Consider the following 25,224-nt stretch of genomic DNA (forward strand, 5'->3'; position numbering starts at 1 on the left):
TTTTTCATTTCACTCGGTAACGGTGACTTTTTTCATCACGTCGGGCTGGCCCGTAACTTCTCCGTTCTGGCCTGCGCCCCGCTTGATCGCATCCACCACGTCCATACCGTCGGTCACCTGACCGACCACGGTATATTCACCGTCAAGAAACGGGCCGGGTTCGAACATGATGAAGAACTGCGAATTGGCTGAATCCGGGTTCTGCGACCGGGCCATGCCGACCACGCCACGATCAAAGGTCACGTCAGAGAACTCTGCCGGCAGATCCGGGCGGTCTGATCCGCCACGCCCGGCATACCGCATGTCAAAGCCGTCCGCGGTGGAATTGCCGTATTGAACATCGCCGGTCTGCGCCATGAAGCCTTCGATCACGCGGTGGAACACCACGCCATCATACTTGCCATCCGCAGCCAGCGCCGTGATCTGTTCCACATGCTTGGGCGCGACATCCTCGAACAGGTCGATGGTGATCGTGCCATTGGCCCCTTCCCCTTCGACCTCGATCTGCAAACCGCTGGCCAGCGCCGGGCTTGCCAGCAAAGCAAAGGCGGCGGCGAACCTATACATCTGCGGCCACCTTGACGCTGATCATGCGGTCCGGGTTTGCAGGCGGTTCGCCACGTACGATCGCGTCCACATGCTCCATGCCTTCGATGACGCGGCCATAAACGGTGTACTGGCCGTTCAGGAAATGGTTGTCCTTGAAGTTGATGAAGAACTGCGAGTTGGCCGAATCCGGGTTCTGCGACCGGGCGGCGCCCAAAGTGCCGCGATCATGGGGCAGCTTGGAAAACTCTGCCGGAACGTTCGGCAGTGACGAACCGCCGGTTCCTGCCATACGCAGGTTGAACCCATCTTCCATATCGCCATGATGCACGTCGCCGGTTTGCGCCATGAAACCGTCGATCACACGGTGGAAGGCCACGTTGTCGTACTGTCCGTCGCGGGCCAGTTCTTTCATCCGCGCGCTGTGCAATGGCGCCACATCCGGCAGCAGCTCGATGACGACATTGCCGTCTTTCAGCTCGATGATGATAGTGTTTTCGGGATCCTTGATCTCGGCCATGAGGCCCTCCTGTCGTTTATCTTGCGCAAATACCTATGACGCACGCGTACGAATGCCAAGTGACGCATTGACCTGAGGGCAAATTGCAGGAAAAGAACCGCCTAAATCATTTGCAAATGACGAGGATCGCACAATGGGCTGGAAAACGCTGGACGATATGGACCTGAACGGCAAACGCGTTCTGGTGCGTGTGGATATCAATGTGCCGGTCGTGGATGGCGTAGTTACCGACGCCACCCGCATCCAGAGAATCGTGCCCACTGTGCGCGACATTCTGGCCGCAGGCGGCAAGCCGATCCTTCTGGCCCATTTCGGTCGCCCCGGAGGCGAGCGGCGCGAAAACCTGTCGCTCAAGCAACTGGTTCCGACCCTCGAAAGCGCTTTTGGCACCAAAGTCCTGTTTGCTGCCGACTGTGTCGGAACCGAGGCCGAACTGGCGGCACAGGCGTTGCAGCCCGGCCAGGTGCTGTTGCTCGAGAACACGCGTTTTCACGCGGCGGAAACCAAGAACGATGCCGATCTGGCCGCAGGTATGGCCAGGCTGGGTGACGTGTATTGCAACGACGCGTTTTCAGCGGCGCACCGGGCCCACAGCTCGACCGAGGCCATCGCGTGCCTGCTGCCCGCTTGTGCCGGTCGTTTGATGCAGGCCGAGTTGCAGGCACTGGAAAGCGCGTTGGGCGCGCCCAAACGCCCGGTAACCGCAGTTGTGGGCGGTGCCAAGGTCTCGACCAAGCTGGAACTGCTGGGCAACTTGATCGACAAGGTCGATTATCTGGTGATCGGTGGAGGCATGGCGAATACATTCCTCGTCGCACAGGGCATCAGTGTTGGTAAATCACTGGCCGAAACTGCGATGAAAGACACTGCCGCCGAAATCCTCGCCAAAGCCAAAGGCACCGGCTGTCAGATCGTTCTGCCGCGTGACGTCGTGGTGGCCGAAACGTTTGAAGCCAACGCCCCTCATCAGGTCCTGCCCGCAGATCAATGCCCCGAGGATGGCATGATCCTGGACGCTGGCCCCGAAAGCGTGGCCGCGATCATCGAGATATTCGACAAAAGCAAAACCCTGATCTGGAACGGTCCGCTGGGTGCGTTCGAACTGGAACCGTTTGACGCCGCCACCAACGCCGCCGCCTTGAAGGCGGCCGCGCTCAGCCGTTCGGGCCAGCTGATCTCGGTCGCCGGGGGTGGAGACACGGTCGCGGCCCTGAATGCGTCGGGTGCCGCCAAGGACTTCACCTACATCTCGACCGCAGGTGGTGCATTCCTGGAATGGATGGAAGGCAAGACGCTGCCCGGTGTCTCGGCGCTGGATCAATAGGCGTCACTTACCGTTTTTGATCGCCTGATAGGGTTCATGGTATTATCCCCTTTTGAACGGGGGATTTTACCGTGAAGCCAATTTACCTTCTTGTCCTTTCCATCCTGCCCTGCTCTGCCGCAGCTCAAACCAGTTGCGGCGGTCAGACCCAACTTGACGCCAATTTCTGCGCCAAAGAACAATGGGAAATCGCTGATCGTGAACTCAACCAGCTGTGGGCACAGATCAAACCCGCAGCCGATGCGCGCGGCGACGGTGATGCTCTTTTGACCGAACAACGCGCCTGGCTGAAAGCCCGAGACGCAACCTGCGAAAAAGAACTGTCGGGCGGCGGCAGCGCTGCCCCGATGTTCTACTGGACCTGCATGAAAGAGCAGACCGAGGCACGAAACCAGGCGCTGCAAGCGTGGCGCTGACCTGCACCAGAGCGCGCATAAAATACTGATGAAAAAATCGAATCAGGGGATTCACAACCCGAATCACCTGTGACATAGTGCGTTCAGATGTCCGCAAAGGGCACGTTTTTGAGGCAAGTTTTCATACGGCGGTAAACAGAGTGTCCCGTTCCCATCGGCCCGGTTTGGGCTCAATCGTCTTCTTCTCGGTGGCTTTCATGCTTGGTGTGTATTTCACCTTTGCCGCCGTGCAGGGTGACTATGGCCTGTTTCGGCGGGTCGAAATCGCTGCGGAACGGGACGCCCTGTCACACGACCTGGAAAAACTGAATGCCCAAATCGCCGAATTGGAAAACCTGACCCGCCGCCTGTCTGATACCTATCTGGATCTCGACCTGCTCGATCAGCAGGCGCGTTCGGTTCTTGGCATGATCCGGGCGGATGAAATCGTGATCCGCTGATCCTTTTCGGGCCGCCGTAATTCTTCGATACATCGCTGCACCGCTTTGCATTTCAGCACCGCCGCGCCCGCGCGGACGCTGCGTCACATTTCCCCTCGCCAGAAAGCCCCAAATGCTTTATGAGATAGTTTAACGCTAAACTATCTTGCCGAAAGGGGGAGATCGCCACTATGGCTGCGCGAAAAACCACAAAGAAACCAAATGTTTCTGCGGAAGAACTCAAGACATACTACCGCGAAATGCTTCTGATCCGTCGATTCGAGGAAAAGGCGGGCCAACTATACGGCATGGGTCTGATCGGCGGGTTCTGCCACCTTTACATCGGACAAGAGGCGGTTGTTGTTGGGCTCGAAGCGGCAGCTCAGGACGGCGACAAGCGGATCACCTCTTATCGGGACCACGGCCATATGCTGGCCTGTGGCATGGACCCGGGCGGCGTGATGGCCGAACTGACCGGCCGCGAAGGCGGCCTGTCCAAGGGCAAGGGCGGTTCGATGCACATGTTCTCGAAAGAGAAGCATTTCTATGGTGGCCATGGCATCGTTGGCGCGCAGGTTCCGCTGGGTGCCGGTCTGGCCTTCGCCGACAAGTACAAGGAAACCGGCGGCGTGACCTTTACCTATTTCGGCGACGGTGCCGCAAACCAGGGTCAGGTCTATGAGACCTTCAACATGGCCGCCCTGTGGGATCTTCCCGTGGTTTTCGTGATCGAGAACAACCAATACGCCATGGGCACAGCGCAGGCGCGTTCGACCTCGTCACCTGACATATACGTGCGCGGCGAAGCGTTCGGCATTCCCGGCGAGATCGTCAACGGTATGGATGTGCTGGCCGTCAAAGCTGCTGGTGAAAAGGCCGTTGCCCACTGCCGCGCCGGCAAGGGCCCTTACATTCTTGAGGTCAAGACCTACCGCTATCGCGGCCACTCGATGTCTGACCCGGCCAAATACCGCACCCGCGAAGAGGTTCAGAAAGTCCGCGAACAAAGCGACCCGATCGAACATGTGCGCGAGCTGCTTCTGACCGGCAAACACGCGACCGAGGATGACCTGAAGGCGATCGACAAGGAAATCAAAGAGATCGTCAATCAGGCCGCCGAATTCTCGAAAGAAAGCCCCGAGCCCGCCGTTGAAGAGCTCTGGACCGACATTTACGCCTGAGAGGACGAATAAGACATGGCAACCGAAATTCTCATGCCCGCCCTTTCACCCACGATGGAAGAGGGCACGCTGGCCAAATGGCTGGTCAAGGAAGGCGACACCGTCTCCAGCGGTGACATCCTGGCCGAAATCGAGACCGACAAGGCGACAATGGAATTTGAAGCTGTCGACGAGGGTATCGTCGGCAAGATCCTGATCGCCGAAGGCACCGAAGGGGTCAAAGTGAACACCCCGATTGCGGTTCTGGTCGAAGAAGGCGAAGACGCCTCAGCCCTGCCCACGGCTGCACCCGCAGCCGCAGCGGTAGCCGAAGCCGCCCCTGCGGCGGTCGAGGCCCCCGCTCCTGCCGCTGCGGCCCCGGCCGCTCCGGTGGTGGATCTTTCGCCCGACTGGCCCGCAGATGCCGAGATGAAATCCGAAACCGTTCGCGAAGCGCTGCGTGACGCGATGGCCGAAGAAATGCGCAACGACGAAGACGTCTATCTGATGGGCGAGGAAGTCGCCGAGTATCAGGGCGCCTACAAGATTTCCCAGGGCCTTCTGGACGAGTTCGGGCCCAAGCGCGTGATCGATACACCGATCACCGAGCATGGTTTCGCCGGTATCGCCGTGGGGTCGGCCTTTGGCGGGCTGAAGCCGATCGTCGAGTTCATGACGTTCAACTTCGCCATGCAGGCGATCGACCAGATCATCAACTCGGCCGCCAAGACGCTTTATATGTCCGGTGGCCAGATGGGCTGCCCCATCGTGTTCCGCGGTCCCAACGGCGCCGCCGCCCGCGTCGCGGCCCAGCACAGCCAGGACTATGCCGCCTGGTACATGCAGATCCCCGGCCTGAAAGTCGTCATGCCCTATTCGGCGGCTGACGCCAAAGGATTGCTGAAATCAGCTATCCGCGACCCAAACCCGGTGATCTTCCTGGAAAATGAGATCCTCTACGGTCGCTCCTTCGACATGCCACAGGTGGACGACCTGACCATCCCGCTGGGCAAGGCGCGTATCTGGCGCGAAGGCTCGGACGTGACCATCGTCAGCTTTGGCATCGGAATGCAATACGCGCTGGAAGCCGCAGACAAGCTGGCCGAAGAGGGCATCAGCGCCGAGGTCATCGACCTGCGCACCATCCGCCCGATGGATACCGGCGCGATCATCAACTCGGTGATGAAGACCAACCGTCTGGTGACTGTGGAAGAAGGTTGGCCGCAAGGCTCGGTCGGCAGCTACATCTCATCCGTCGTGATGCAGGAAGCGTTCGACTATCTCGACGCGCCGGTCATCAACTGCACCGGCAAGGACGTTCCGATGCCCTACGCCGCAAACCTCGAAAAGCTGGCGCTGATCACTACGGACGAGGTGATCGAAGCCGTCAAACAAGTGACCTACCGGTAAGGAGCGACAGACAGATGCCCACCGAAATTCTGATGCCCGCCCTTTCACCGACCATGGAGGAAGGCACGCTTGCAAAATGGCTGGTCAAGGAAGGCGACACCGTCTCCTCCGGCGACCTGCTGGCCGAGATCGAAACCGACAAGGCCACGATGGAGTTCGAAGCCGTCGATGAAGGCATCGTCGGCAAGATCCTGGTTCCTGAAGGCACCGAAGGGGTCAAGGTGAACACCCCCATCGCCGTGCTGCTGGAAGATGGCGAAAGCGCCGATGACATCGCCGCGGCCCCGGCCAAGGCACCCGAGGCTGCCTCCGCAGCCGACGCGGGCAACGAGGCCGCCGCCCCTGCGGCGTCCGAGGCGCCCGCCCCTGCCCCCGCGCCGGCCGCTCCGGTCAAGGCGGATGGCGGTCGTATCTTTGCGTCCCCTCTGGCACGACGGATCGCCGCTCAGAAAGGTCTCGATCTGGCACAGATCACAGGCTCTGGCCCGCATGGCCGCATCGTCAAGGCGGATGTCGAAGGCGCGACGGCCACTGCGACGCCCCCTGCCCCGGCAGCCACCGCAGCCGCACCTGCGACTGCGCCGGCGGCGGCCTCAGGACCGTCCGCGGATATGGTCGCGCGGATGTATGAGGGCCGCGAATACGAAGAGATTCAGCTCGACGGTATGCGCAAAACCATCGCTGCGCGTCTGGGCGAGGCCAAACAGACCATCCCGCATTTCTACCTGCGCCGCGACATCAAGCTGGATGCACTGCTGAAGTTCCGCAGCCAGTTGAACAAGCAGTTGGAAGGCCGTGGCGTGAAACTGAGCGTCAACGACTTCATCATCAAGGCCGTCGCCAACGCGTTGCAGCAGGTTCCGGCCTGCAACGCCGTCTGGGCGGGCGACCGCGTGCTGCAACTGAAACCATCGGACGTGGCCGTCGCGGTCGCGATCGAGGGCGGGTTGTTCACCCCGGTTCTTCAGGACGCCGACATGAAATCTCTGTCTGCTCTGTCGACCGAGATGAAGGACCTCGCCGCCCGGGCCCGCGAGCGCAAGCTGGCACCGCATGAATACCAGGGGGGCACGTTTGCCATCTCGAACCTGGGTATGTTCGGCATCGACAATTTCGACGCCATCGTGAACCCGCCTCACGCCGGTATTCTGGCGGTGGGTACAGGCGTGAAAAAGCCGGTTGTCGGGGACGATGGAGAACTGACGGTGGCGACCGTAATGTCTGTTACCATGTCCGTCGATCACCGCGTAATCGACGGCGCGTTGGGGGCAGAACTGCTCAAGGCTATTGTCGACAACCTGGAAAACCCGATGGTCATGCTGGCCTGACGACCCGAATAACGCCCGTGCCCCGGACAGCCGGAGCGCGGGCAGCCTCAAGTGTTTGCACTGAGTTGAACTTGCGTGATCGGGGCACCGATTGCCCAGCAGAAAGCCGCACAGGCCAGACGGCAAGAGCTTCGCAAACAAACACGGGAAGAACGGCGGCGAAGCGGCTGGACAAACGCGCCAACCGCTCCCACTAAGCTGTTACTGATCCTTGCCCAGCATATGATCCATCGAGATCGAAGGCTGGTCGCACCCGGCTTCACCAACGATCTTGGCGGGGATACCGGCGACCGTCTTGCAGGGCGGCACCTCTTGCAGCACCACCGAACCGGCCGCGATGCGGCTGCAATGGCCAATGGTGATATTGCCCAGCACCTTGGCCCCGGCGCCGATCAGAACACCGTCTCCGATTTTCGGGTGACGGTCTTCTTCTTCCTTGCCGGTTCCGCCCAGTGTCACCGAGTGCAGCATCGACACGTTGTCGCCAACCACTGCCGTCTCGCCAATCACGATGGAATGGGCATGGTCGATCATGATGCCCTTGCCGATCTTCGCTGCCGGGTGAATGTCGATCCCGAAAATCTCGGATGAGCGCATCTGGAAGAAATAGGCCAGATCATAGCGCCCCTTGCGCCACAACCAATGGGCCACGCGATATGCCTGCATGGCCTGATACCCTTTGAAATAAAGGATCGGCTGCAACAACCGATGACAGGCCGGGTCACGTTCGTAAACGGCCATAAGGTCCGCGCGGGCGGCTTCGAGCAAACCCGGATCGTCGGCATATGCCTCATCCACGACTTCACGCAGGACCATCATCGACATTTCGTTCGAGCACAGCTTGGCCGCCACCCGATATGAAAGCGCGCGTTCAAGGCTGCGGTGATGCAGGATACAGGCGTGCACGAGTCCCCCCATGAGGGGTTCTTTCTCGACGGCCGCATGGGCCTCGGATGTGATACGGTTCCAGACCGGATCAACCGGTGTCACATGGCTGCGCTTTTCGAACATGGCTTTGATCCTTTGCTGCGCCTAGAATGCCATTTAGTGGCAAAAAGACCAAACGCAAACCCATGATCGGTCATGTAACGAAAATGAATGAGTCAGAACGCACCCATTTCGAAACACGAATTCGCGAACGATTGGCGGAATTGCAAGAGGTGTCAGCCTCGGGACAGCAGGCTCAGGCCATAGTCGAACTGGATCAACAGGCCGTTGGACGGCTGAGCCGCATGGATGCGCTGCAAAACCAGGCCATGGCCAAGGCACAGCAGGCCAATCGCGATGTGGAAACACGCCGGCTTCTGGCCGCGTTGGAACGGCTTGAAAGGGGCGAGTTCGGATATTGCGAGGACTGCGGCGAGCGTATTCCGGATGGGCGGCTGACTCTGGATCTGGCCGCCAGCAAATGCGTCAGCTGCGCGTCCGGCTAGCCTGAAATCTGGCAAGCTGGTACAGAACCATCTCAAAACACTGACAATATTGCAGATCGTCAAACCCGGGTTCATCTGCCAGTGTCCTGTTTCGCGCAACGGCCATGAGTGAACCATTACCGTAAACCGGGTGGAGCTTGCCGGTGCGCTCCAAATGCCTGTCCGCCATTTCCGCCTCGTGGATCATCCGCACACACAAAGTCCCCCTGTCCGGCTGCGGCACGGCCAGCAAGGCGCGCGCCGCAGCACTGACATCCCCATGCAGAACCGGCCGCATCAGGCAGCTTGCCCAACCGCAAGACGCGACCAAGCACCCGGTCCGAATACAGCAGATATCTGGGCCACTGCGACCTCATAGCCCCCGGACAGACCATCCGCCGCTTTCATGGCTGTCGAATAGGTCCACCTTGGTTCGGATGTCAGTTCTTCACGCAGAACGGTTCCACCCGCAATGACACGGACCAGATAGGATTCGCTTTCTTCGCCCAGGGGGATCTCCAGCCCCGACCAGTCATCCGCATCCGTTCGGGCACGTCGAATCCACGTAAGCTCATCCCCGACGGCACCAGACCGAACCCGCATGTGCACAGGCGCGTAGGGGCGCAATCCGTTGCCTGCAAACGAGGCAATCAGGTGTTGATAGGACGGATCATCATAGCCGCGGGTCGCAGGCCCAATGCGATAATGTTTGGCAAGACGTCTTTCGTTTCGCAACAGGCTGATCTGTTGCACCCTGTCATTGAGCAGAACGAATACTGATCCATCCGGCCATACATCAGGCATCAAAGCGTCTGTTCCCAGTTGACCCCTGAGCCGCCCGGACAATGCGTATACATCCGTGGCCTCGAGCGCCGCGTCAGAGAACTGAAAAACTTCCCAGTTACCGGGTGTTCCGTCACCGATTGCAGCCAGATTGACGCCATTCATCACCGAGCTGCGCGGGCGGGATTCCAACTGACCTGCAAGCAGTTTGACCTTCAAGGCAGGGCCCTCATCCCAGACACCGATACTGGCGCGTCTCAGCGGTGTTTCGGTCACGCCGACCACGGCCCGCTGGGCAATGACGTCGCTCAGGCGATAGCTATCGTCGCTGGACGAAGAATAGACCGCTGCCGCCCCGGGCCATGGGTCTCCGGTAACGGCCAGATAGGGCGCGTGAGGGGCCTCGGCCCCCGTGATCAAGGGCAGATCCAGAAAGACCGGCAGAACGGGGACCGGCGCGGCATAGGGTTTGACCGTTTCCGGGTCGTCATTCAATTCGGACGCCTTGTACACGCCCTGTTCGATCCGGACCGCTTCAACCAGTTGCAGGTCAGCGGATTCCAACCGGTCAATCCGGTAAACCGGCCCGGTTTCAGCGTCTGTCAAACGAACCAGATCCCCTGCCCCCAGGTGCATTTGAGACGGCGGAAGCGCAAACCGAACCGTATCGCGCGAAACTCTGGCTTCGCTCAACCAGCGTTCGGCTGTTTGCCGCCCCTCGGTGCGGGTCATGGACAGGGGCATCTCATTCACCGATACGGAATGGGTGCGATCATCGGGCAAAACCGCCTCTTCCGCGACGACATCATGATCCGCATCCGACTGAACAAAGCGCAGACGAACGCGCCCGGTCATTTCGGCCTCGGCCTCACGCCGGTGTTCGACCGTCCCTTCAAGATCGCTGCTGATCGCCAGATGATCTGGGTTCAAGGCAACTGCGCCATACCCGTCGCGCATCTGGAACCTCAACACTCCGTCCCTTTCGATCGCATCAAACCCATAGCGCAGCATCAGCGGCTGCAAAGCGGAACGGGCGTTCGTCACGTCTTCGATGACATACCCGCGGACCACACCGTACAGACCAGAAACGTCTATATCCGTGACACCTGCGCCGTGGCAGATTTCGGTCACCACGGAGGCCAACGTACGAGACCCGGACCGACCGTTCAGCCAGTGCCCTCTGGGATAGTTCTCGCCATCGTCCCACTGGCTTTTCAGGTTAGGAAAGGTCGGAAACGGACGGGTATCCCATGCCCAGACATACGCGTTTGCCATGTCCAGCATCGGCGCACCGTAGATGTCCGAGGTCGGATTGACCTTCGGATCGTTCCAATAGCCAAGCATCGCCGTCAGATACTGAACCTGAATGAAGTCGTCGCGCAGCCCGTTTGAATACGCGGGCAACAGCGATTCCGATGATTTCGGGTCCAGGAATTTGTTTGGCTGGTTCGTGCCTTTGTCGATTGCCGCGCAACCCAACTCGGTGAACCAGATCGGTTTCGAGCCGGGCACCCAATCGGTCGGGTTGGGTTGACGCACGCCTCCGACCCGTTCGTGATGCGGATTCGACCACCAGTTTCGCAGGTCCTTGTATCGCCAGATCCACGGCTCGTCATGCCCCTGATCCTCGATCGGAGTCCTGATCTGCGCTTCCGCCTCTTCCGGAGAGGCGTAATACCAGTCATACCCTTCACCGCCTTCGATATTGCTGCGAAGATACCCCAGGTCGTATATCGAAGGCGCGCCGGCCTCGGCGTCCAGATGGTGTTCACCGTCGCGCCAATCGGACAACGGCATGTAGTTGTCGATGCCGATGAAATCGATGTTGTCGTCCGCCCAAAGAGGGTCGAGGTGAAAATACCTGTCGCTGGTGCCCTGTGGCTGGTATCCGAAATACTCGCTCCAGTCCGCTGCATAGCCGATTTTCGTGTCCGGCCCCAGAATCTGACGGACCTCGGCCGCCAAGGCGCGAAGCTGCGCAACGGCTGGAAAGCCCGAAGCCCCCCTGATCTGGGTCAGGCCACGCATCTCGGACGAGATGCAGAATGACGAAACTCCGCCAGCAGCCTTGCACAGCATGGCATAGTGCAGAATGAAACGCCGCAGGCCCCATTCCTGAGGGCCGGAATATGTGATGATTTCTTTGGCCGTGACTCCGCTGTCCCCCAGCAGCCCGCCAAAGGTACCGCCCCCGGAGACCCAGGTTAAACCGGTATCCCCTCTGTCGTCGGGCCGACCACCCGGTCTGGGCCTGACCAGACCACCCGAGCCACCGCCGGAGCCGCCCGATCCGTTCGTATCCTGGTTGATCGCAAAATCCTGCGCTCGAGCTGTTCCGAAGAACGCGGCGACCTGTGCATCGGCCGCGGCCGTCTGGTCCACAGAACCCGGACGCCCCGGCGCCACATCCAGGGTGATCCGCCCACGCCACGGCAGGTGAGGCTGACTTGACGCATCCGACCAGGGATCGGGCAGCCCATTCCCCGGCAATTGCTCCATCAGGATGAATGGGTAAAACATCACCCGCTTGCCGGATTGGTTCAGATGCCGGATCGCCTCGACCACGGCCGCATCCGCCGGAGTTCCCCCATAGACCGGGCGGCCGTTCTGTCGCACCACAAGCCCGGCGCCGCTTCGGGCCTGATCAGATACGATCCAGGGCATATCGCTGCTGTCGATCTCACGCTGTTCGATCTTGGGCCGAATTTCGCATTGCCCGCATCTCAGATCATTGCCGAACCACGACACCACCAATGATGCGGCATCACAATTGGGCAACTCGCTTTCCAGCGCTCGGGTCGAGGAGACAAGATCCGAGGTGCCGGACGCGGAATGTGCGTTGGCAGGCCAGCTTTTACCAGATTGTGAATAATTCACCTGAGAGCTGGCCAGAGCATATTCTCCGGTCCCCGGTATCATGGCGACCCCGCGCACGACCTGAGGCAATGCACTGTCATGATCCGGCATGTCCCGCTGCGTGGGGCGAACAACTTCGAATGAAAACTGCGGCACCCGGTTGCCGAAAGCGCCGAGCGGGAAGTCCTCGATCACGACATAGGCGGTTCCGCGATACGCTGGAACTGTTCCCGCGCCTTCAATCGCCTCGATCAGCGGGTCCGGTAACTGATCCCACGTACCATGGTAAACCCGCATGTTGAGGCTGGATCGATCTTGTTCTTCTCCATCCGCCCAGATGCGCGCGACATCAGCAATCTCACCAGCGCCGACCGCAATCGCCAGCGAAATCGAGTAACTGTACGTGACGGTAGTCACCTCAGGGGTCTTGGGTTTCCCCTTGCCACCCCCGCCACCACCCTCTGTGGTGGTCGTCTGGGTCTCGAGAAAATCCGAAGCCCAAATGACCTGACCACCCACACGCATACGGCCAAACACGGTGGTCACCGGCGCACCTTCGCCGGTTTCCGTCAACCGAAACCGATCCATGCGGCCGGTTTCGACGACTTCACTGCCACTGCCCATTACGGACTGGCTAAAGAACTTCTGGTCAAGGACCCGCCCGACCGTCGCACCGACGGCCCGACCGATAACTGCGGTTGAAAGGCCCGCGACCGTGCCCCCTATCGAACCGCCCAGCGCGGCCCCGGCTGCAGAAAGAAGAATAGTGGCCATCAATGCATCTCCATCGGGAATTCGAAACAGGAAACGATACGGCGGTACCACGGCCTGCTCAGTGCGTTTTCCACCACGCCGTGGCCGGAATACGCGTGAATAAAGCGCGGCTCGGGTTGCGTGGTACTGACGATGCCCAGGTGTTTGGCGACGCTTGTGTCGCGCATCCGAAACAGCAGAACGTCCCCCGATGCCATCTTGCCTATTGGTTTTTCGACCAGATGCCGCCTGGCCGCCACCCACATCCGTTCCTCACCCTGCGGTTCGGACCAGTCCATGCTGTAGGCCGGAACAGATTCAGGTTCCCGCCCGATCACGGCGCGCCAAACGCCCCGCAACAGGCCCAGACAATCCGCACCGGCACCTTTGACCGAGGCCTGATGCACATAAGGCGTTCCAAGCCATTCGCGCGCCTCTGTCACGATATCCTCTCTACGTATTGTCACCGTAAGCTGCCTCCGCTATTGGCTTTGCTTTTCTTGGGAACAGCCATGACCCAGTCTTCGCCCGGAAGATCTGGAAACCCTTGAAAATTCAAAAAGTTGTTGAACTTGAACTGGCAGGTTTCCATGCGCTTGTCGCATCCTGCCCGCAGCTTCACACTGTCGCCGATCGCCAGGCTTGCCCCGAAGCCGGACCAAAGCGTGATCTCGCGCCCGGTTGCCGTCTGCCTGTCGTTCTTGATCGAAGACCACAACCCCTTGGCAGAACCGGACAAAACATCCACGCGCCCCCGTTCGAACCAGCCTTCTTCAATGGTCTGGCCTCCTGCGACATGCAGAAGGCTGCCGCCATCGAAACCCGAGATCACACCGTCGAACCAATACCCCGGCGTGTCGGTGTTGAACCGGCAGGCCCGATCCCCCAACACAGCCGTGCAAGGCTTTTGGTAAACGCGCCCCAAAGGGCGGTTCAGCAAGTCGGTCAGGCCACGCAATTCCGCATGGAACGCGCCGCCAGAGCGGCGCAACTCACCAATTGAACCCCGGAACTGAAGGACGCGTTGATCCAGATCTGTCCAGTTGACCAACCAGGCGCGCACCTCGGCCCCGTCAAAACGCCCCGCTTCGATATCCTCGTCGCGAATGGCCGCATCAGACAGGGCGCCCATCGCTTCCGTGTTGTCGATTGACAGACCCGTAGCCTGCTCGATGGCAGCGGCCGTCAGACCGGTACTGGCCTTGAAGGTCAACCCGTAAAAACTCAGCTCCATGTCGTGGTCGGTGAAACCGTATTCCTGACCGTCCGTGCGTTTGATCGCCCAACAGCGGCAGACCGTTGTCAACCCGCTTTGCAGATGCGCGTGCAGGCCCTGTATATCTTCAGCCATCAGATGCGCACCTCGACCACTGGAACGTTCGGTACGTCGCCGGCCTGGAAACTTGCCACACTGGTCTGGATTTTGTCGGTGTCAAAACGCACCGGCACATCAAACTCAAAACCCGCGGTGATATCGACTTCTTCCGGCGGCGGGTCCGCAAACGTGACCTTACCCGTCGTCAGATCAACGTCAAAATCCACGCCCTCGCGGACCTCATCCTGATCCAGCCCCAGACGCACCGTCCCCAATACCGGTTTCACGATGGGGCGCGCATAGCTTACTCCGCCCGATTGGTAGGTCTTGATCAACTGGAATTCGGTGCGTGTTCCGTCGCCTTTGGCGATCACCTGATCTCCGAAACTGGTGTCCGCCGAGGCCTTGCCGGATTTGAAATCCGACCAGTCTTTCCAGCGAAAGCCGAACATCTGGCCCTGCCGTGCTTCGAAGAAGGAAATCAATGTCTCGATATCGTCCAGCGAACGCATCCCCAACCCCGCATCATATCGGCGGCGCGAATGGGCCCAGGGCGTGTTGCGCTCTTCAAAACCATTGGCCAGCGTCACGATGTCCGTGCGCCGTTCCGGGCCGCCGACCGAGCCAAAGCTCAGGCTGGCGGGAAATCTCACCTCGTGGAAATTCATCAGCTGCTCCCTGATTTATCTGTTGCGATTGCCGCGCCCTAACGCGCGGCTCATCTGGGCCGCTATCTGCCCCTGAGACCGGCGGAACCCTTGCACGTCCGGTGTTGAAATGTTCATCACCACATTCACGGCACGCCCAGCGCCCTGCGTGCGCACACCCAGCTTGCCATCGGCCCCGCGCGCAAGCGGCATGATCGCCTCGGGCCCGGCTTCTCCCATCAGCCCGGTGCCTCCGCGCATGGGAAACGTTGTCGGGCCGCTGACCACACCGCCATTGGCGAAGGGCATCACCCGGCCCTGGCTGAAGCTGCCGCCATCAGCAAAAGGCAGAATTCCCTTCACCAACCCGCCGACCGTGTTGGCCAGCATTCCTCCAAAGTGGTCCGTCACCGGCTTGATCGCGGCCGCATAAGCCGTTTGGATCAAGGAGTTCTTCAGGACATCCAGGGCACCGGAAAGACTCATCCCATCCAGAACGACACCATCGAAGGCCTTGCGCAATCCGCTGGACATGCCGCGCTCCAGCGTGGCGACATCCTTGCCGGTTTCTTCAAATGCGGCGCTGATGCGCTTCATCTGGCTGTCAAACGCCGCCGCCATCGTCGCAGCATCGCCGAGGGAATCGCCCAGCGCTTCGCCTCGTTCTTGCAGGTCATCAAACCCGTCACGATCTGTCATCACGCTCTCCTTGTGTCTTGTCCGGATAAGCCGCCAGCAAGGCATCCAACCCCGCCCGGTTCATTGCAGACGCTCCGGACCCCTGCCCCAGCATCAGCCGCAGCTCTGCCGGGGTCAGACGCCAGAATTGATCCGGCGTCAGTCGCAGCCCCAGAAACCCGGCCCGCATAAGGGCAGGCCAGTCGAACCCGCTCATGTGCCCTCCGGCACCATGAAGGCGCGCGCCAACAATTCGGCTGCGGTTCTGGCGGCAGCCATGGGGCCGCCTTCAATCTCGGCATGCATCAGGTCGGCCCGGGCAATGTTCCAGCCACCGCCCCGCAAACCGGCAACGATCAGCGCCAGAACATCCGCACTGGAATACGCACCGCCCTCGAACCGCTGCACCAGCTCAACCAGCGACCCAGCATTCAGCTCCTGCTCCAGCTCCGCCAAAGCACCCAGCGTCAGTTTGAGCACCCGCTGCTCGCCATCGATGGTCAGCGCCACCTCGCCTGTCCACGGATTGGCCATCGGATCAAAGCGCCGTAAAGGTCAGAGCACCGGCACTGGCCATGCTCATCTCATAGGTCGCCTCACCGTTGTGCGAGCCCGCATATTCGATGCTGGTCACCTGGAACGGACCTTCAACAATCCCGAAATCAGGGATGATGACCTGAAAAGCCGGAGTTTCGCCATCAAAGAACAACTGCCGCGCACGCTCATCCGTGCCGGCATCCTTGAACACGCCAGAGCCAGAGATCGAAGCCGATTTGACCCCCGCCCCGGACAAAAGCTCGCGCCATCCACCCTGGCTTTCCAGACTGGTGACATCCACACTTTCAGCATTGAAACTTATGCGCGTGGCCCGCAGCCCCGCGATGGTCTGGAACAGGCCGGTTCCGTTCATATCCATTTTGACCAACAGGTCTTTTCCGTTCTGGGCAGCCATGTGCTCTCTCCGTTGATTGCTTAGTCATCTTCCACGCGAGCGCGGAACTTCAGGTCGATCTGGCGGATGGTGCCGCCGGTCCCGGTGCGTCGGGCCGAGGCCCGCTCGAACCACAGCCCCACCAAACGCCCGCGAAGCAGGTTGAGTGGCGCGTTTTCCAGCGCGTCACACACCGCGCCGGCCAGTGTTTTGGCAGCACCGAACCCTGCCTCCTGGGACACCACCGAAACGGTGAAGCGGTGTATCGCGCCCGTGCCTGTTCGGTCCGACGCGTCACGCACCTCTTCGGGGCCCAGCGTCACATAGGTCTGCGGCACGGTTCCCGCGGGTACGGCATCATAGATCGCGCCCCCCGATTGGCTGCTGACTGCTGCGTCCGCTGCAAGCTGTTGATACACGGCCGCCTGCAATGCGGCGGAAACGCCATAGCTCATGCCGCCACCTCTTCATCTGCGAAACAGGTCAGGAACTTGCCGCGCGGGTCACGCTCGGCCACGGCGCGGATTACGAAACAGCGATTTCCCTCGCGAAACCGCTGATCCGGCGCGGGGCGCATCGAAGAACCCATGGGCGCACCGCGTACCACGATGCGGTACCCGACACGCGACACGGACGCTCCGGCGATCTGCCGTTCCGCCCCACTGCGCGCCGTCACCTCGGCCCACAGTGTCCCCATCGCAGCCCATGTTTGAGTATAGCCCCCCGCCCCATCAGCAGTTCGCGTTGGCGCCTCCAGCACCAATTTACGGTTCAGATGCGGCGTGTTCATTGCGATACCCCCGCCCCGAAACGCACCATGCGATGGCGCTGGATCAGGCTGGTGACACCAAAGGGCATACAACCCGCGCCCAACGAGGTTTCATCCCGGTATTCATAGTAATGCGCCGCCAGCAGCAGCACGGCTTGCCCAAGATCGGCAGGCAGCCCGCCCCAATCCTGCGCCATCCCCGCGACAAACGAGATCTTTACGGAACCACCCGTTTCGATGGCAGGCAGGCTGGATCCCAATGGGCGTATCCGGGGCCGCTGGCTGTCATGCTCCAGCCGATAGGTCGCAGCGTCTGCAACTGTTTCGGCTCCTTGCTTGTCAGTCAGCGTCACAGCCTGAACTGAAACCACCGGGGCCACAGGCAGCACTTCGCCCGACGGGTCGCGCCACCTGTTCAAACTCCACGAGAAATCCCGTGTGTTCAGAACCGTGCCAGTGCGCGCCTCGATCGCCGCAATGGCGGCCCGCAGGAACCCCTTCAACACTTCATTCTGCACATCATCCTCGGCAAAGCCCGTGCCCAACCTCAGATGCGCCTTGAACTGATCCACCGGCAGCGCCGCATCCGCGATGGCGGTCTCTTCGATCAACATCATCCACTCACTCCGCAATCTCGGACCCCTCCAGGGCCCCATCTTTGGAAATTGGCGGGCACGCGCCGCCCCACGTTGCTCGGACGGAGGGGAGCAGCTAGACAACGCAGAGGATCTCACTCCGGCCCGCGCCCGCCGTCCGAGGGGCCAGGGCCCCCCGGATTCAGCCCGCGTTAAGCGGTGCCGAATTTCAACAGCTTGATCGCAGCAAAATCGCTGACATCGCCGCCGACGCGTTTGGTCGCATAGAACAGGACATGTGGCTTGGCGCTGAACGGATCGCGCAGCACGCGCAAATCAGGACGCTCGGCAATGGTGTAACCGGCCTGGAAGTCACCAAAGGCAATCGAGAAACTGTCGGTTGCCACATCCGGCATGTCCTCGGCGATCAGAACCGGATAGCCCATCAGACGCGCCGGCTCACCTGCGGCCAGACCATCGGACCACAGGAAGCGGCCATCACTGTCCTTCAACTTGCGGATCACACCTGCGGTCTTCGAATTCATCACGAAGGTCCCGTTGACCCGGTATTGCGCGCCCAGCGCATAGACCACATCGACAATCGCATCCGCATCAATACCCGCATCAATACCGGTCGCGACATAACCAAGGCTGCCCCAGGACCAGCCATCATTCGGAACCGCGCGGTGGATCATCAACCCCTTGGGCTTGTCGACGCCATCGCCGTTGATGAAAGCCGCCGCCTCGGCGCGTGCAAACTTGTCGGCAATGCGCCCGGCCAGCCAGCCCTCGACATCGAAGGCGCTGTCATCCAGCAGACGCTGCGACGCTTTGGGCAGCGCGCTCAGCTCGTGCAGCGGGATCGAGATGCGATCGATCGACGGCGTTCCGGTTTCCGCCGTGGCCGAGTTTTCGTCCGCCCAGCCCGCACCTACATCGGTGTGATCGATCAGCACGTCGAACGAATTTGCCTCGACATTCACGACCGATGCAATCGAACGGATCGAGGCGGTCGAGTTCAAAACCGACTTGATCGTCTCGGCAGTCTGCGGATCAACCAGATAGCCACCATCGCTGTTGACCGCTGTTGACAGGGACTTGGCCTCCATCTCGAGTCCACGCAGCCCGTCATCTTCGCCGGACCGCACATAGGCGTCAAATGCCTTCTGATGCGGGGCTCCGTCTTCGATCGAAGCGGCAAGATGCGGGCGTGCCGCGATTGTTGATTTACGATCCAGCATGGTCAGTCGCTCTTCTGTCTGTTGCAGTTTGGTGTTAACTTCGGCTTTCAGGCCCTTGAATTCATTCACGAAGCCAGCCATCGCCTGCTTCACCTCCTGAACCAGGGGCGCACCCTCTCCGGTCAAGGCCGGGGTTTCGGTCTTGCTCATCAGCATGTCCTGTTCTGAGTGGTTTTGAGGCGCGCTAGTTCCGCGCCAGCTCCTGCCGGGCATCGTTGAATACGTCGGCAATACAGCGCAGGGCTTCCTCGGCGTCAGGTGTCCTTCCCTTCGCCGCCACCCGCGCACTGGGCAGCATTGGGAAGGTCACCAATGACACCTCCCACAGCTCCAGTTCGGTCAGGACCCGCTGGCCCTTGTCATTCTTCACGGCCCGCTTGGTGCGATAACCGATCGACAGACCATCCATCGCACCCGCCCGGATCAATTCTGCCGCTTCGCGGCCCTTCTGCGTGCTCTCCAGCAGACGCCCCTTGACCCACAGCCCCTTGTCGTCCTCGCGTACTTCGTCCCACACGCCGATGGGCTGGGTCGGATCGTGCTGCCACAGCATCTTGACCCGCTGACCGGCCGCCTTCAGCCCGTCAAGCGAGCTTTGATACGCCCCACGCTGGACCACGTCACTGCCCTGATCGACCTGCCCAAACAGGCTCGCATAGCCCTCGATTACCGCATCGTCCGTAACCGACAAACTGTCGCCGAACCGTGCGAACTTATGTTCCAAATCCATGAACTTCTCCATGCAACCCATTGAACTCATGGCGCCACCACCAAGAGAGATTGAAACGCCTGCGCCAGGATCACCGCCGCCACGCCATAGACTGTCAGCCACAGCCGGCGCTCCAGCCGCTCCATCATCTCTTCGATCTGATCCAGACGCCGGCACAGATGTGCATGCTGGATCTCGGCCACCCGCTCATGCGCGGCCAGACGCAGACCTGGCGCGCACTCGAACGAGGGATACCCCTCACCCATCCGCGCGCTCCGGCAGGCCCAGCAAGGCACGCTTCTCGGCATCGGTCAGGAAGTCGGCCCCATTGACCCGCGCCCATTGCGCATCCCGTTCTGCGGACAGCGCAGGCACCTGATCCAGGTCAGGCTTCAACACCAGCTCCTCGCCGGTAAAGCCCGCCAGCCAGTCCGACACCGCCGCCGCCACCCGCGTCACCAGAGGCAGAACAGTCAGGCGATAGAACGCCCGGTTGGCCTCCTGATAGTTCGAATAGGTCGCGTCGCCTTGTATCCCCAGCAGCATCGGCGGGACGCCGAAGGCCAGCGCGATCTCGCGGGCGGCGGCTTCCTTGGTCTTTTGAAACTCCATATCGGACGGAGAGAACCCCATCGGCTTCCAATCCAGCCCCCCTTCCAGAACCATCGGACGGCCTGCATTGCGCGCCCCGCGATAGTTCTGCTCGATCTCGTCTGACAGACGCCGGAACTGATCTTCGGCCATCACCCCATTGCCATCACCTTTCCAGACCAGCGCCCCCGAAGGCCGCGCCGCATTGTCCAGCAGCGACTTCGACCAGCGCGACGCGCTGTTATGCACATCAATCGCCATTGCCGCCGCCTGCATCGGCGAGAACCCGTAATGGTCATCCTGAGGGTGGAACGATTTGATATGGCAGATGTTTTCCGCCGCAAACCGATGCTTCTTGCCGCCAACCGCATAGTCATACGCCTTGGGCCACCCATCCGCCCCCGGCACCACGCTCATCCGATCAGATCGCAGCACGTGCAGCTCGACCGGCAGGCCTTCCTCGGCCTGAACCGCCTCGACATAGGCATTGCCCGACAGCAGCAATTGCCCGAACAAGGCCTCCATCAACTCCGCTTGCCCCTGCGCCGCATTCGGACGGCGCATCAGGGACAGGATCGGATGGGTCTCATAGCGCTGCGCCTGATCCTGCAACACCAACGGCAAAGCCGCCGCCGCCTCGGCAATCAGCTTGACGGAACGAAACCCCACCGGGTTCCCCGAAAACCCCGTCCGCGTCAGCGATACTGCATCCCTGGGGCTCCAGGCCACGCGCCCGCCCGTCTGCCACGCCACCACCGGCCCCGCCGCGCTTGCTTTTGCCTCGGGCGCCGCTTCAGCCGATCCACGACGCAAGAAATCGAATACCATCTGTGCTCCTTTCTGCCGCCGCTCTGCCCGGCTTGTTGAAAGGAGTTATGACGGAAAGAAGTTTAGGGCTTTGGAATAGGGCGTACGGGGGTTGGGCAACACGGACAACCAAAGTGGGTGGCCAATTCCGAATGGATGGCTATTGGTAAAAGTACTGAAAGCAAAGCGGGACCGATCGAATGACCCAGCCAGAATTGGCCATCAGAAAACGACTGGAAAGCCGCGCACTCGTGGTAGCAATGGGAGGAAATCTCTTCATGGGTGCCGCTGGAATCCTGGCCAGCATTCTGTCGAATTCGAACGCGATCATGATGGACGGACTGTTCTCACTGATCGGTTTTACTTCAGCCGTTCTCGGCCGAAGGATCAGCCAACGAATTGATGCCGGACCCGACAAGTTAAGACCGTTCGGCTATGCCGCAGACGAAGCCATCTTTTCAACACTCCGCTCTCTATCCTTGTTGGGTCTTGTATTGTTCGCGATCACCAGCGCCCTCAAAAGCATCTACAACTATCTGAACGGCCTGCCCCCCGAACCATTGAGCTTTGCGCCAATGATCCTCTATTTCTCAGGGATCGGGCTGACCTGCACCTTGCTCTGGGCCTTTCATCATTTCACCTGGCGTCGCATCGGTCGAAACAGCTCAATCCTGCGACTGGAGGCCAAAGCGGCGCTTTTTGACGGGATGATCACTGCGGCGGCAGGCATCGGCCTGGCTGCCATCTACTTTTTCAGGGAAGGACCACTTGCTTTGATCGCTCCGATCGGGGACTCCGTGATTGTCCTACTGCTTTGCCTGCTGGCCCTCGGGGCTTATATCCGTGAATTCAAAGGCGGATTGGGCGAGCTTGCAGGGTTAAGCGCCAGCCCTGCCACTATCGCGACCGCGCGCCGCGCAGTACGTGCAACTCTCATTGAATATGGCGGGCGGATCCGGGATCTGTCTGTTACCAAACTGGGCCGTTCCCATTTAGTGACTGTTTACTACGACCCATGTCGTTCCGTTCTCGCGCACGAAATCGACCGCCTCAACCTGGATTTGATACGCGATGTTCGAACCGTATTGGCCGGGGCTGACGTTCTGCTGATTGTCTCTGAACATCCCAGACGATGGCCAGATGAACTCGCCCCTGTCCAAAGCGCTTGATGTGTTTGCCGCAATGGGCTCACAAAGCCCGCACCCTCGGCCTTCTAAACACCCCAGCAGGCCCCACAACCAACTCATGCAGCGCCCAGACCAGCGCGTCGACCCGGTCGGGCGAGCCCTGCCCCTCGAACCCCGTCGCGGTCATCTGGCACATCTGCTCCTCCAGAGCGTCCAGCCCGGAGACATGCGCCACCCGCCCCTGCTCGTACAACGCTGCCACAGGCTCGGCCCGCGCCACCTTACCGCGTGACGCCCGCACCGCCCGATAAGGGACCAGAGGGTCTACCTGCCGCACGACCTCTTCCACCAGTTGCCCGCCCTGATTGACCTCGGCCACCAGCCGCTCGGCCCCGAACTCATCCATCGCGTCAATCGCCGCCTGCGCCCAGCCCGCAGGACCCACGCCCTGCACCGTGCGGTCGGCCAGCACATAGGCCCGCCACGCCTCGGGCGGCCCCTGCACCTGCGCGCCAACCACCACGATCCCGCAAGCATCCGCGCCTGAACCGGACGTCACCGCCGGGTCCAGCGCCACAACGACCCGATCAAGATCGGGCACCTGCGCACAGCGCGCCGCTTCCAGCATGGACCCCGTCCACAGCGCCCCCTCGGCATCCGACAGCAGCACCCCGTCCAACTCCTGCCGCCCCAGCCGCGTGCCCGCATAACGCGCGCGCACCTCTTCCAGAAACGAGTCCGCCAGATTGGCCCGGTTCGCCTCGGTCGGCGCATGGGTCTGCACCGTGGAGGGCGACGCCAGCAAATCCTTCAAAACCTTCACGTTACGCGGTGTCGTGGTCACACAGACCCGAGGCCGCTCGCCCAGCCGCAACGCAAATTGCAGCATGTCCCAGGTCTCACCCGCTTTCTTCCACTTGGCCAGCTCATCCACCCAGGCCGCATCGAATTGCGGGCCGCGCAGCCCCTCGGGGTCATGCGCGGAAAAGGCCTGCGCCTCAGCCCCGTTGGGCCAGACCAGCTTGCGCTCTGATGCCTTCCACTGCGGCCGACGATCCGGAGGCGAGCATTGCAATATCCCGCTGTCGCCAAAGATCATCACATCGCGCACCTGATCGAATGTCTCACCCACCAAGGCCACCCGACAGGCCTGGCCCTTATCCAACGGCAAAGACCCCTCGACCATCTGTCGCACCCACTCGGCCCCGGCGCGCGTCTTGCCCGCACCGCGCCCCCCCATGATCACCCAGGACCGCCAGTCGCCCTCTGGCGGCAACTGATGCGGCAGCGCCCAGAATTCGAACAGGAAAGGGAGGGCACACAGCCCTCCCTCCCCGATCTCACTCAGAAATCTGTTCTGCACCGCAACAGGCGCGGAGGCGAGCCAGCCTGCACCCGACTTCAAACCGAGCTCGGTCAAGGTCGAGCGCGTACCCACCTTGTGCAATTCCGGCTTGTCTGTGATGTTGTTCGACAAAGCTTGTCTCCACTTTCTGACAACTTCGGATCAGCCCCTCTAACTGCCCGAGTTGCTTGGCTGAACCAGCAAGATCTGCATCCTCCCCGGCTCCGATCTGTTTGCGCAGGTCTTCCGCCGCTTGCCGCAGATCGCGAATGGACCTCTCAAGCGACTGCAACAATTCAGCCGTCTGGGAAATCCGCTCTTCCGGGGTAATCAAAGTCATGTTTGCCTGTGACCTCATGCGTGAGTTTTCTCCGCACGAGAGAAGCAAGAAACGGCCACCGGGTCGCCCCGGGGCCGTTGCCCACTTCTTCTAGCATGGCATAATTAGTACGGAATTACGCACGTAATGTCAATAAGTTACGCAACACGAGCGCAACGCAGGGCGACCGCTGTGTTGAGTATTCCTTTACCTGATGCTCTCAGCCCTGGCTTGTCAAATCCTGCGCCAACATTAGCGCATTCCTGTCCGGATCATAGAACGTGGCCGTGCTGACCATCCCCTCAATCGTGTCCGTTTCGCCGTCAAATTCCACTCCAGCCGCCTCCAACTTTCTGCGCGCATCCACGATATCCGCGACTTCGAAGACAGGCACGCAATTCCCCGGAGAGGCTTCGGCCTGTTCGCCCAGCCCCAAAGTGACTCCGTCGACATTCGTCAGCATTTCGCTCCATCCTGCTTCATCAATGTGGTGGATAAGCTCAAATCCCAGCTTGGCAGCGTACCATTCCGCGCTGGCATGTCGATCCCGCACCGACATCGCAAGTGTGATAGTGTTTTTCAATGAAACGAGCGGCATGAGGCTTCCTTTTTATCTAAAATTTAGCTACTATACTTTATGGACATCAATACACTTGTCAAGCTGACATCGCGGGCTTGGTCCCTGAAAATTCTTGCCCTGCTGCACGCCAAAGTTCCGGGCCGGCAAGCCCCGCTTTTGGCAGCGACCGACGCTAGCCGAACGGCCTTTGCAGCCAGCCTTTCTCATCTTATTGAACTTGGAATGATCGAAAGAAATCCCGGCCATGGGCACCCTTTACGTCCAGAATTTCGACTTACGCCATTCGGAACCCAGGCCGCCACGGTCGCCAGCAAGATAATTAATACCGCCCGCTCTGAGGATGAAATCAAACTTCTACGAAAATCATGGACTGTGCCAGTTCTGGCGTTGGCAGGCACCCCGCATCGTTTCTCGGCCATCAAATCAGGTCTTGCGGTTATTACAGATCGGGCGCTGTCCTCATCCCTTCACCAGTTGGAAGCACAAAACTGGATCCGACGCGACATTTACACAGCCGAGAGGATGCCATTTCCAACCTATCAAGCCGTGAATACTGGAATGGCGATCAACAGGGCCGTTGGTTTAACGCACTAATTCAATGGCAGTCCGGTGCCGCGAACAGTGCCTCTTTCAACTCAGAAGACCACCAGAAGACTTACCAGT

Annotated in this window: 30 protein-coding genes; 9 read left to right on the forward strand and 21 right to left on the reverse strand. The window is 60.4% G+C overall.

What is annotated here, in order from left to right; translation table 11 throughout:
* Nucleotides 1-9 precede the first annotated feature (9 nt).
* Both NOR97_RS09350 and NOR97_RS09355 read right to left on the reverse strand, forming a co-directional pair.
* A complete protein-coding gene (locus NOR97_RS09350) occupies nt 10-567 on the reverse strand; it encodes a peptidylprolyl isomerase (RefSeq protein WP_257598928.1) in 558 nt (185 codons plus the stop codon).
* Entirely contained in the window at nt 560-1,066 is a 507-nt protein-coding gene (locus NOR97_RS09355; RefSeq protein WP_257598929.1) for a peptidylprolyl isomerase, read from the reverse strand. Before NOR97_RS09355 ends, NOR97_RS09350 begins: the two co-directional genes overlap by 8 nt.
* Before the next feature lie 133 nt (nt 1,067-1,199).
* Between NOR97_RS09355 and pgk the strand changes: the two genes are divergently transcribed.
* From pgk to NOR97_RS09385, 6 genes are all read left to right on the forward strand, one after another.
* A complete protein-coding gene (gene pgk, locus NOR97_RS09360; protein ID WP_257598930.1) occupies nt 1,200-2,390 on the forward strand; it encodes a phosphoglycerate kinase in 1,191 nt (396 codons plus the stop codon).
* Nucleotides 2,391-2,461: 71 nt separating this feature from the next.
* Nucleotides 2,462-2,806, forward strand: a complete 345-nt coding sequence (locus tag NOR97_RS09365; protein ID WP_170343951.1) for a lysozyme inhibitor LprI family protein — start codon at nt 2,462-2,464, stop codon at nt 2,804-2,806.
* 140 nt (nt 2,807-2,946) lie between these two features.
* Entirely contained in the window at nt 2,947-3,246 is a 300-nt protein-coding gene (locus NOR97_RS09370) for a septum formation initiator family protein (RefSeq protein ID WP_170343950.1), read from the forward strand.
* 170 nt (nt 3,247-3,416) lie between these two features.
* On the forward strand, nt 3,417-4,406 hold the full coding sequence (pdhA, locus tag NOR97_RS09375) for a pyruvate dehydrogenase (acetyl-transferring) E1 component subunit alpha (protein WP_171328037.1): 990 nt from the start codon (nt 3,417-3,419) through the stop codon (nt 4,404-4,406).
* Between the two features lie 15 nt (nt 4,407-4,421).
* A complete protein-coding gene (locus NOR97_RS09380) occupies nt 4,422-5,795 on the forward strand; it encodes a pyruvate dehydrogenase complex E1 component subunit beta (protein ID WP_170343948.1) in 1,374 nt (457 codons plus the stop codon).
* Nucleotides 5,796-5,809: 14 nt separating this feature from the next.
* A complete protein-coding gene (locus NOR97_RS09385) occupies nt 5,810-7,123 on the forward strand; it encodes a pyruvate dehydrogenase complex dihydrolipoamide acetyltransferase (protein ID WP_257598931.1) in 1,314 nt (437 codons plus the stop codon).
* A gap of 201 nt (nt 7,124-7,324) precedes the next feature.
* Here NOR97_RS09385 and cysE read toward each other — a convergent pair whose 3' ends face one another.
* Nucleotides 7,325-8,134 carry a serine O-acetyltransferase gene (gene cysE / locus NOR97_RS09390; protein ID WP_170343946.1) on the reverse strand — a complete coding sequence of 270 codons (810 nt, stop codon included), beginning with the start codon at nt 8,132-8,134 and terminating at the stop codon, nt 7,325-7,327.
* 83 nt (nt 8,135-8,217) lie between these two features.
* On the opposite strand from cysE, the gene NOR97_RS09395 reads away from it, so the two are divergent.
* Nucleotides 8,218-8,556 carry a TraR/DksA C4-type zinc finger protein gene (locus NOR97_RS09395; RefSeq protein ID WP_210092498.1) on the forward strand — a complete coding sequence of 113 codons (339 nt, stop codon included), beginning with the start codon at nt 8,218-8,220 and terminating at the stop codon, nt 8,554-8,556.
* Here NOR97_RS09395 and NOR97_RS09400 read toward each other — a convergent pair.
* The 16 genes from NOR97_RS09400 to NOR97_RS09475 all read right to left on the reverse strand — a co-directional run bounded on the left by NOR97_RS09400 (nt 8,537) and on the right by NOR97_RS09475 (nt 21,211).
* Nucleotides 8,537-8,833 (reverse strand): hypothetical protein, encoded by a 297-nt coding sequence (locus tag NOR97_RS09400; RefSeq protein ID WP_257598932.1) that lies wholly within the window; start codon nt 8,831-8,833, stop codon nt 8,537-8,539. The genes NOR97_RS09395 and NOR97_RS09400 overlap by 20 nt on opposite strands.
* Nucleotides 8,833-12,948 carry a glycoside hydrolase/phage tail family protein gene (locus NOR97_RS09405; RefSeq protein WP_257598933.1) on the reverse strand — a complete coding sequence of 1,372 codons (4,116 nt, stop codon included), beginning with the start codon at nt 12,946-12,948 and terminating at the stop codon, nt 8,833-8,835. The genes NOR97_RS09400 and NOR97_RS09405 overlap by 1 nt, the downstream gene beginning before the upstream one ends.
* A complete protein-coding gene (locus NOR97_RS09410; RefSeq protein WP_257598934.1) occupies nt 12,948-13,394 on the reverse strand; it encodes an NlpC/P60 family protein in 447 nt (148 codons plus the stop codon). Before NOR97_RS09410 ends, NOR97_RS09405 begins: the two co-directional genes overlap by 1 nt.
* Nucleotides 13,391-14,278, reverse strand: coding sequence for a DUF2163 domain-containing protein (locus tag NOR97_RS09415; protein ID WP_257598935.1), 888 nt, complete (start codon nt 14,276-14,278; stop codon nt 13,391-13,393). Before NOR97_RS09415 ends, NOR97_RS09410 begins: the two co-directional genes overlap by 4 nt.
* Nucleotides 14,278-14,910, reverse strand: coding sequence for a DUF2460 domain-containing protein (locus NOR97_RS09420; protein ID WP_170343941.1), 633 nt, complete (start codon nt 14,908-14,910; stop codon nt 14,278-14,280). Before NOR97_RS09420 ends, NOR97_RS09415 begins: the two co-directional genes overlap by 1 nt.
* A gap of 15 nt (nt 14,911-14,925) precedes the next feature.
* Entirely contained in the window at nt 14,926-15,588 is a 663-nt protein-coding gene (locus tag NOR97_RS09425; RefSeq protein ID WP_171204954.1) for a phage tail tape measure protein, read from the reverse strand.
* Nucleotides 15,575-15,784, reverse strand: a complete 210-nt coding sequence (locus tag NOR97_RS09430) for a rcc01693 family protein (protein WP_170343939.1) — start codon at nt 15,782-15,784, stop codon at nt 15,575-15,577. Before NOR97_RS09430 ends, NOR97_RS09425 begins: the two co-directional genes overlap by 14 nt.
* The gene (locus tag NOR97_RS09435) at nt 15,781-16,101 is read right to left on the reverse strand and encodes a gene transfer agent family protein (protein ID WP_170343938.1); all 321 of its coding nucleotides are present in this window, start codon (nt 16,099-16,101) and stop codon (nt 15,781-15,783) included. Before NOR97_RS09435 ends, NOR97_RS09430 begins: the two co-directional genes overlap by 4 nt.
* A 4-nt stretch (nt 16,102-16,105) precedes the next feature.
* Nucleotides 16,106-16,519, reverse strand: a complete 414-nt coding sequence (locus NOR97_RS09440; protein WP_170343937.1) for a phage major tail protein, TP901-1 family — start codon at nt 16,517-16,519, stop codon at nt 16,106-16,108.
* Nucleotides 16,520-16,539: 20 nt separating this feature from the next.
* The gene (locus NOR97_RS09445; protein ID WP_257598936.1) at nt 16,540-16,953 is read right to left on the reverse strand and encodes a DUF3168 domain-containing protein; all 414 of its coding nucleotides are present in this window, start codon (nt 16,951-16,953) and stop codon (nt 16,540-16,542) included.
* Nucleotides 16,950-17,288, reverse strand: a complete 339-nt coding sequence (locus NOR97_RS09450) for a phage head closure protein (protein WP_257598937.1) — start codon at nt 17,286-17,288, stop codon at nt 16,950-16,952. Before NOR97_RS09450 ends, NOR97_RS09445 begins: the two co-directional genes overlap by 4 nt.
* A complete protein-coding gene (locus NOR97_RS09455) occupies nt 17,285-17,884 on the reverse strand; it encodes a head-tail connector protein (protein ID WP_257598938.1) in 600 nt (199 codons plus the stop codon). Before NOR97_RS09455 ends, NOR97_RS09450 begins: the two co-directional genes overlap by 4 nt.
* Before the next feature lie 170 nt (nt 17,885-18,054).
* Nucleotides 18,055-19,233, reverse strand: a complete 1,179-nt coding sequence (locus NOR97_RS09460; RefSeq protein WP_257598939.1) for a phage major capsid protein — start codon at nt 19,231-19,233, stop codon at nt 18,055-18,057.
* Nucleotides 19,234-19,267: 34 nt separating this feature from the next.
* The gene (locus NOR97_RS09465; protein WP_374041622.1) at nt 19,268-19,825 is read right to left on the reverse strand and encodes an HK97 family phage prohead protease; all 558 of its coding nucleotides are present in this window, start codon (nt 19,823-19,825) and stop codon (nt 19,268-19,270) included.
* Nucleotides 19,826-19,839: 14 nt separating this feature from the next.
* On the reverse strand, nt 19,840-20,058 hold the full coding sequence (locus NOR97_RS09470) for a hypothetical protein (RefSeq protein WP_152458319.1): 219 nt from the start codon (nt 20,056-20,058) through the stop codon (nt 19,840-19,842).
* On the reverse strand, nt 20,051-21,211 hold the full coding sequence (locus NOR97_RS09475) for a phage portal protein (RefSeq protein WP_257598941.1): 1,161 nt from the start codon (nt 21,209-21,211) through the stop codon (nt 20,051-20,053). Before NOR97_RS09475 ends, NOR97_RS09470 begins: the two co-directional genes overlap by 8 nt.
* A gap of 179 nt (nt 21,212-21,390) precedes the next feature.
* Here NOR97_RS09475 and NOR97_RS09480 point away from each other — a divergent pair, with 179 nt between their 5' ends.
* Nucleotides 21,391-22,359, forward strand: coding sequence for a cation transporter (locus NOR97_RS09480; RefSeq protein ID WP_257598942.1), 969 nt, complete (start codon nt 21,391-21,393; stop codon nt 22,357-22,359).
* Nucleotides 22,360-22,378: 19 nt separating this feature from the next.
* Here NOR97_RS09480 and NOR97_RS09485 read toward each other — a convergent pair whose 3' ends face one another.
* Both NOR97_RS09485 and NOR97_RS09490 read right to left on the reverse strand, forming a co-directional pair.
* On the reverse strand, nt 22,379-23,605 hold the full coding sequence (locus tag NOR97_RS09485) for a DNA-packaging protein (RefSeq protein ID WP_257600855.1): 1,227 nt from the start codon (nt 23,603-23,605) through the stop codon (nt 22,379-22,381).
* 596 nt (nt 23,606-24,201) lie between these two features.
* A complete protein-coding gene (locus tag NOR97_RS09490; protein ID WP_257598943.1) occupies nt 24,202-24,579 on the reverse strand; it encodes a VOC family protein in 378 nt (125 codons plus the stop codon).
* Between the two features lie 39 nt (nt 24,580-24,618).
* Between NOR97_RS09490 and NOR97_RS09495 the strand changes: the two genes are divergently transcribed.
* Complete coding sequence (locus tag NOR97_RS09495) at nt 24,619-25,155, forward strand: winged helix-turn-helix transcriptional regulator (protein ID WP_257598944.1); 537 nt, start codon at nt 24,619-24,621, stop codon at nt 25,153-25,155.
* The last annotated feature ends 69 nt before the right edge of the window (nt 25,156-25,224 follow it).

It is taken from the genome of Ruegeria sp. YS9, from assembly GCF_024628725.1.
Taxonomy (GTDB): Bacteria; Pseudomonadota; Alphaproteobacteria; order Rhodobacterales; family Rhodobacteraceae; genus Ruegeria; species Ruegeria atlantica_C.

Bases quoted from the DNA above. Each gene is read 5' to 3' on its own strand.
- NOR97_RS09350 (WP_257598928.1), bottom strand. From the start codon at position 567: ATGTATAGGTTCGCCGCCGCCTTTGCTTTGCTGGCAAGCCCGGCGCTG.
- NOR97_RS09380 (WP_170343948.1), top strand. From the start codon at position 4,422: ATGGCAACCGAAATTCTCATGCCCGCCCTTTCACCCACGATGGAAGAG.
- NOR97_RS09435 (WP_170343938.1), bottom strand. From the start codon at position 16,101: ATGGCCAATCCGTGGACAGGCGAGGTGGCGCTGACCATCGATGGCGAG.
- NOR97_RS09490 (WP_257598943.1), bottom strand. From the start codon at position 24,579: ATGCCGCTCGTTTCATTGAAAAACACTATCACACTTGCGATGTCGGTG.
- NOR97_RS09470 (WP_152458319.1), bottom strand. From the start codon at position 20,058: ATGGGTGAGGGGTATCCCTCGTTCGAGTGCGCGCCAGGTCTGCGTCTG.
- NOR97_RS09400 (WP_257598932.1), bottom strand. From the start codon at position 8,833: ATGCGGCCGGTTCTGCATGGGGATGTCAGTGCTGCGGCGCGCGCCTTG.
- NOR97_RS09460 (WP_257598939.1), bottom strand. From the start codon at position 19,233: ATGAGCAAGACCGAAACCCCGGCCTTGACCGGAGAGGGTGCGCCCCTG.
- NOR97_RS09450 (WP_257598937.1), bottom strand. From the start codon at position 17,288: ATGAACACGCCGCATCTGAACCGTAAATTGGTGCTGGAGGCGCCAACG.
- NOR97_RS09440 (WP_170343937.1), bottom strand. From the start codon at position 16,519: ATGGCTGCCCAGAACGGAAAAGACCTGTTGGTCAAAATGGATATGAAC.
- NOR97_RS09495 (WP_257598944.1), top strand. From the start codon at position 24,619: ATGGACATCAATACACTTGTCAAGCTGACATCGCGGGCTTGGTCCCTG.
- NOR97_RS09475 (WP_257598941.1), bottom strand. From the start codon at position 21,211: ATGGTATTCGATTTCTTGCGTCGTGGATCGGCTGAAGCGGCGCCCGAG.
- NOR97_RS09465 (WP_374041622.1), bottom strand. From the start codon at position 19,825: ATGGAGAAGTTCATGGATTTGGAACATAAGTTCGCACGGTTCGGCGAC.
- NOR97_RS09415 (WP_257598935.1), bottom strand. From the start codon at position 14,278: ATGGCTGAAGATATACAGGGCCTGCACGCGCATCTGCAAAGCGGGTTG.
- NOR97_RS09480 (WP_257598942.1), top strand. From the start codon at position 21,391: ATGACCCAGCCAGAATTGGCCATCAGAAAACGACTGGAAAGCCGCGCA.
- NOR97_RS09395 (WP_210092498.1), top strand. From the start codon at position 8,218: ATGAATGAGTCAGAACGCACCCATTTCGAAACACGAATTCGCGAACGA.
- NOR97_RS09445 (WP_257598936.1), bottom strand. From the start codon at position 16,953: ATGAGCTATGGCGTTTCCGCCGCATTGCAGGCGGCCGTGTATCAACAG.
- NOR97_RS09385 (WP_257598931.1), top strand. From the start codon at position 5,810: ATGCCCACCGAAATTCTGATGCCCGCCCTTTCACCGACCATGGAGGAA.
- pdhA (WP_171328037.1), top strand. From the start codon at position 3,417: ATGGCTGCGCGAAAAACCACAAAGAAACCAAATGTTTCTGCGGAAGAA.
- NOR97_RS09425 (WP_171204954.1), bottom strand. From the start codon at position 15,588: ATGACAGATCGTGACGGGTTTGATGACCTGCAAGAACGAGGCGAAGCG.
- NOR97_RS09405 (WP_257598933.1), bottom strand. From the start codon at position 12,948: ATGGCCACTATTCTTCTTTCTGCAGCCGGGGCCGCGCTGGGCGGTTCG.
- cysE (WP_170343946.1), bottom strand. From the start codon at position 8,134: ATGTTCGAAAAGCGCAGCCATGTGACACCGGTTGATCCGGTCTGGAAC.
- NOR97_RS09420 (WP_170343941.1), bottom strand. From the start codon at position 14,910: ATGAATTTCCACGAGGTGAGATTTCCCGCCAGCCTGAGCTTTGGCTCG.
- NOR97_RS09430 (WP_170343939.1), bottom strand. From the start codon at position 15,784: ATGAGCGGGTTCGACTGGCCTGCCCTTATGCGGGCCGGGTTTCTGGGG.
- NOR97_RS09455 (WP_257598938.1), bottom strand. From the start codon at position 17,884: ATGATGTTGATCGAAGAGACCGCCATCGCGGATGCGGCGCTGCCGGTG.
- NOR97_RS09355 (WP_257598929.1), bottom strand. From the start codon at position 1,066: ATGGCCGAGATCAAGGATCCCGAAAACACTATCATCATCGAGCTGAAA.
- pgk (WP_257598930.1), top strand. From the start codon at position 1,200: ATGGGCTGGAAAACGCTGGACGATATGGACCTGAACGGCAAACGCGTT.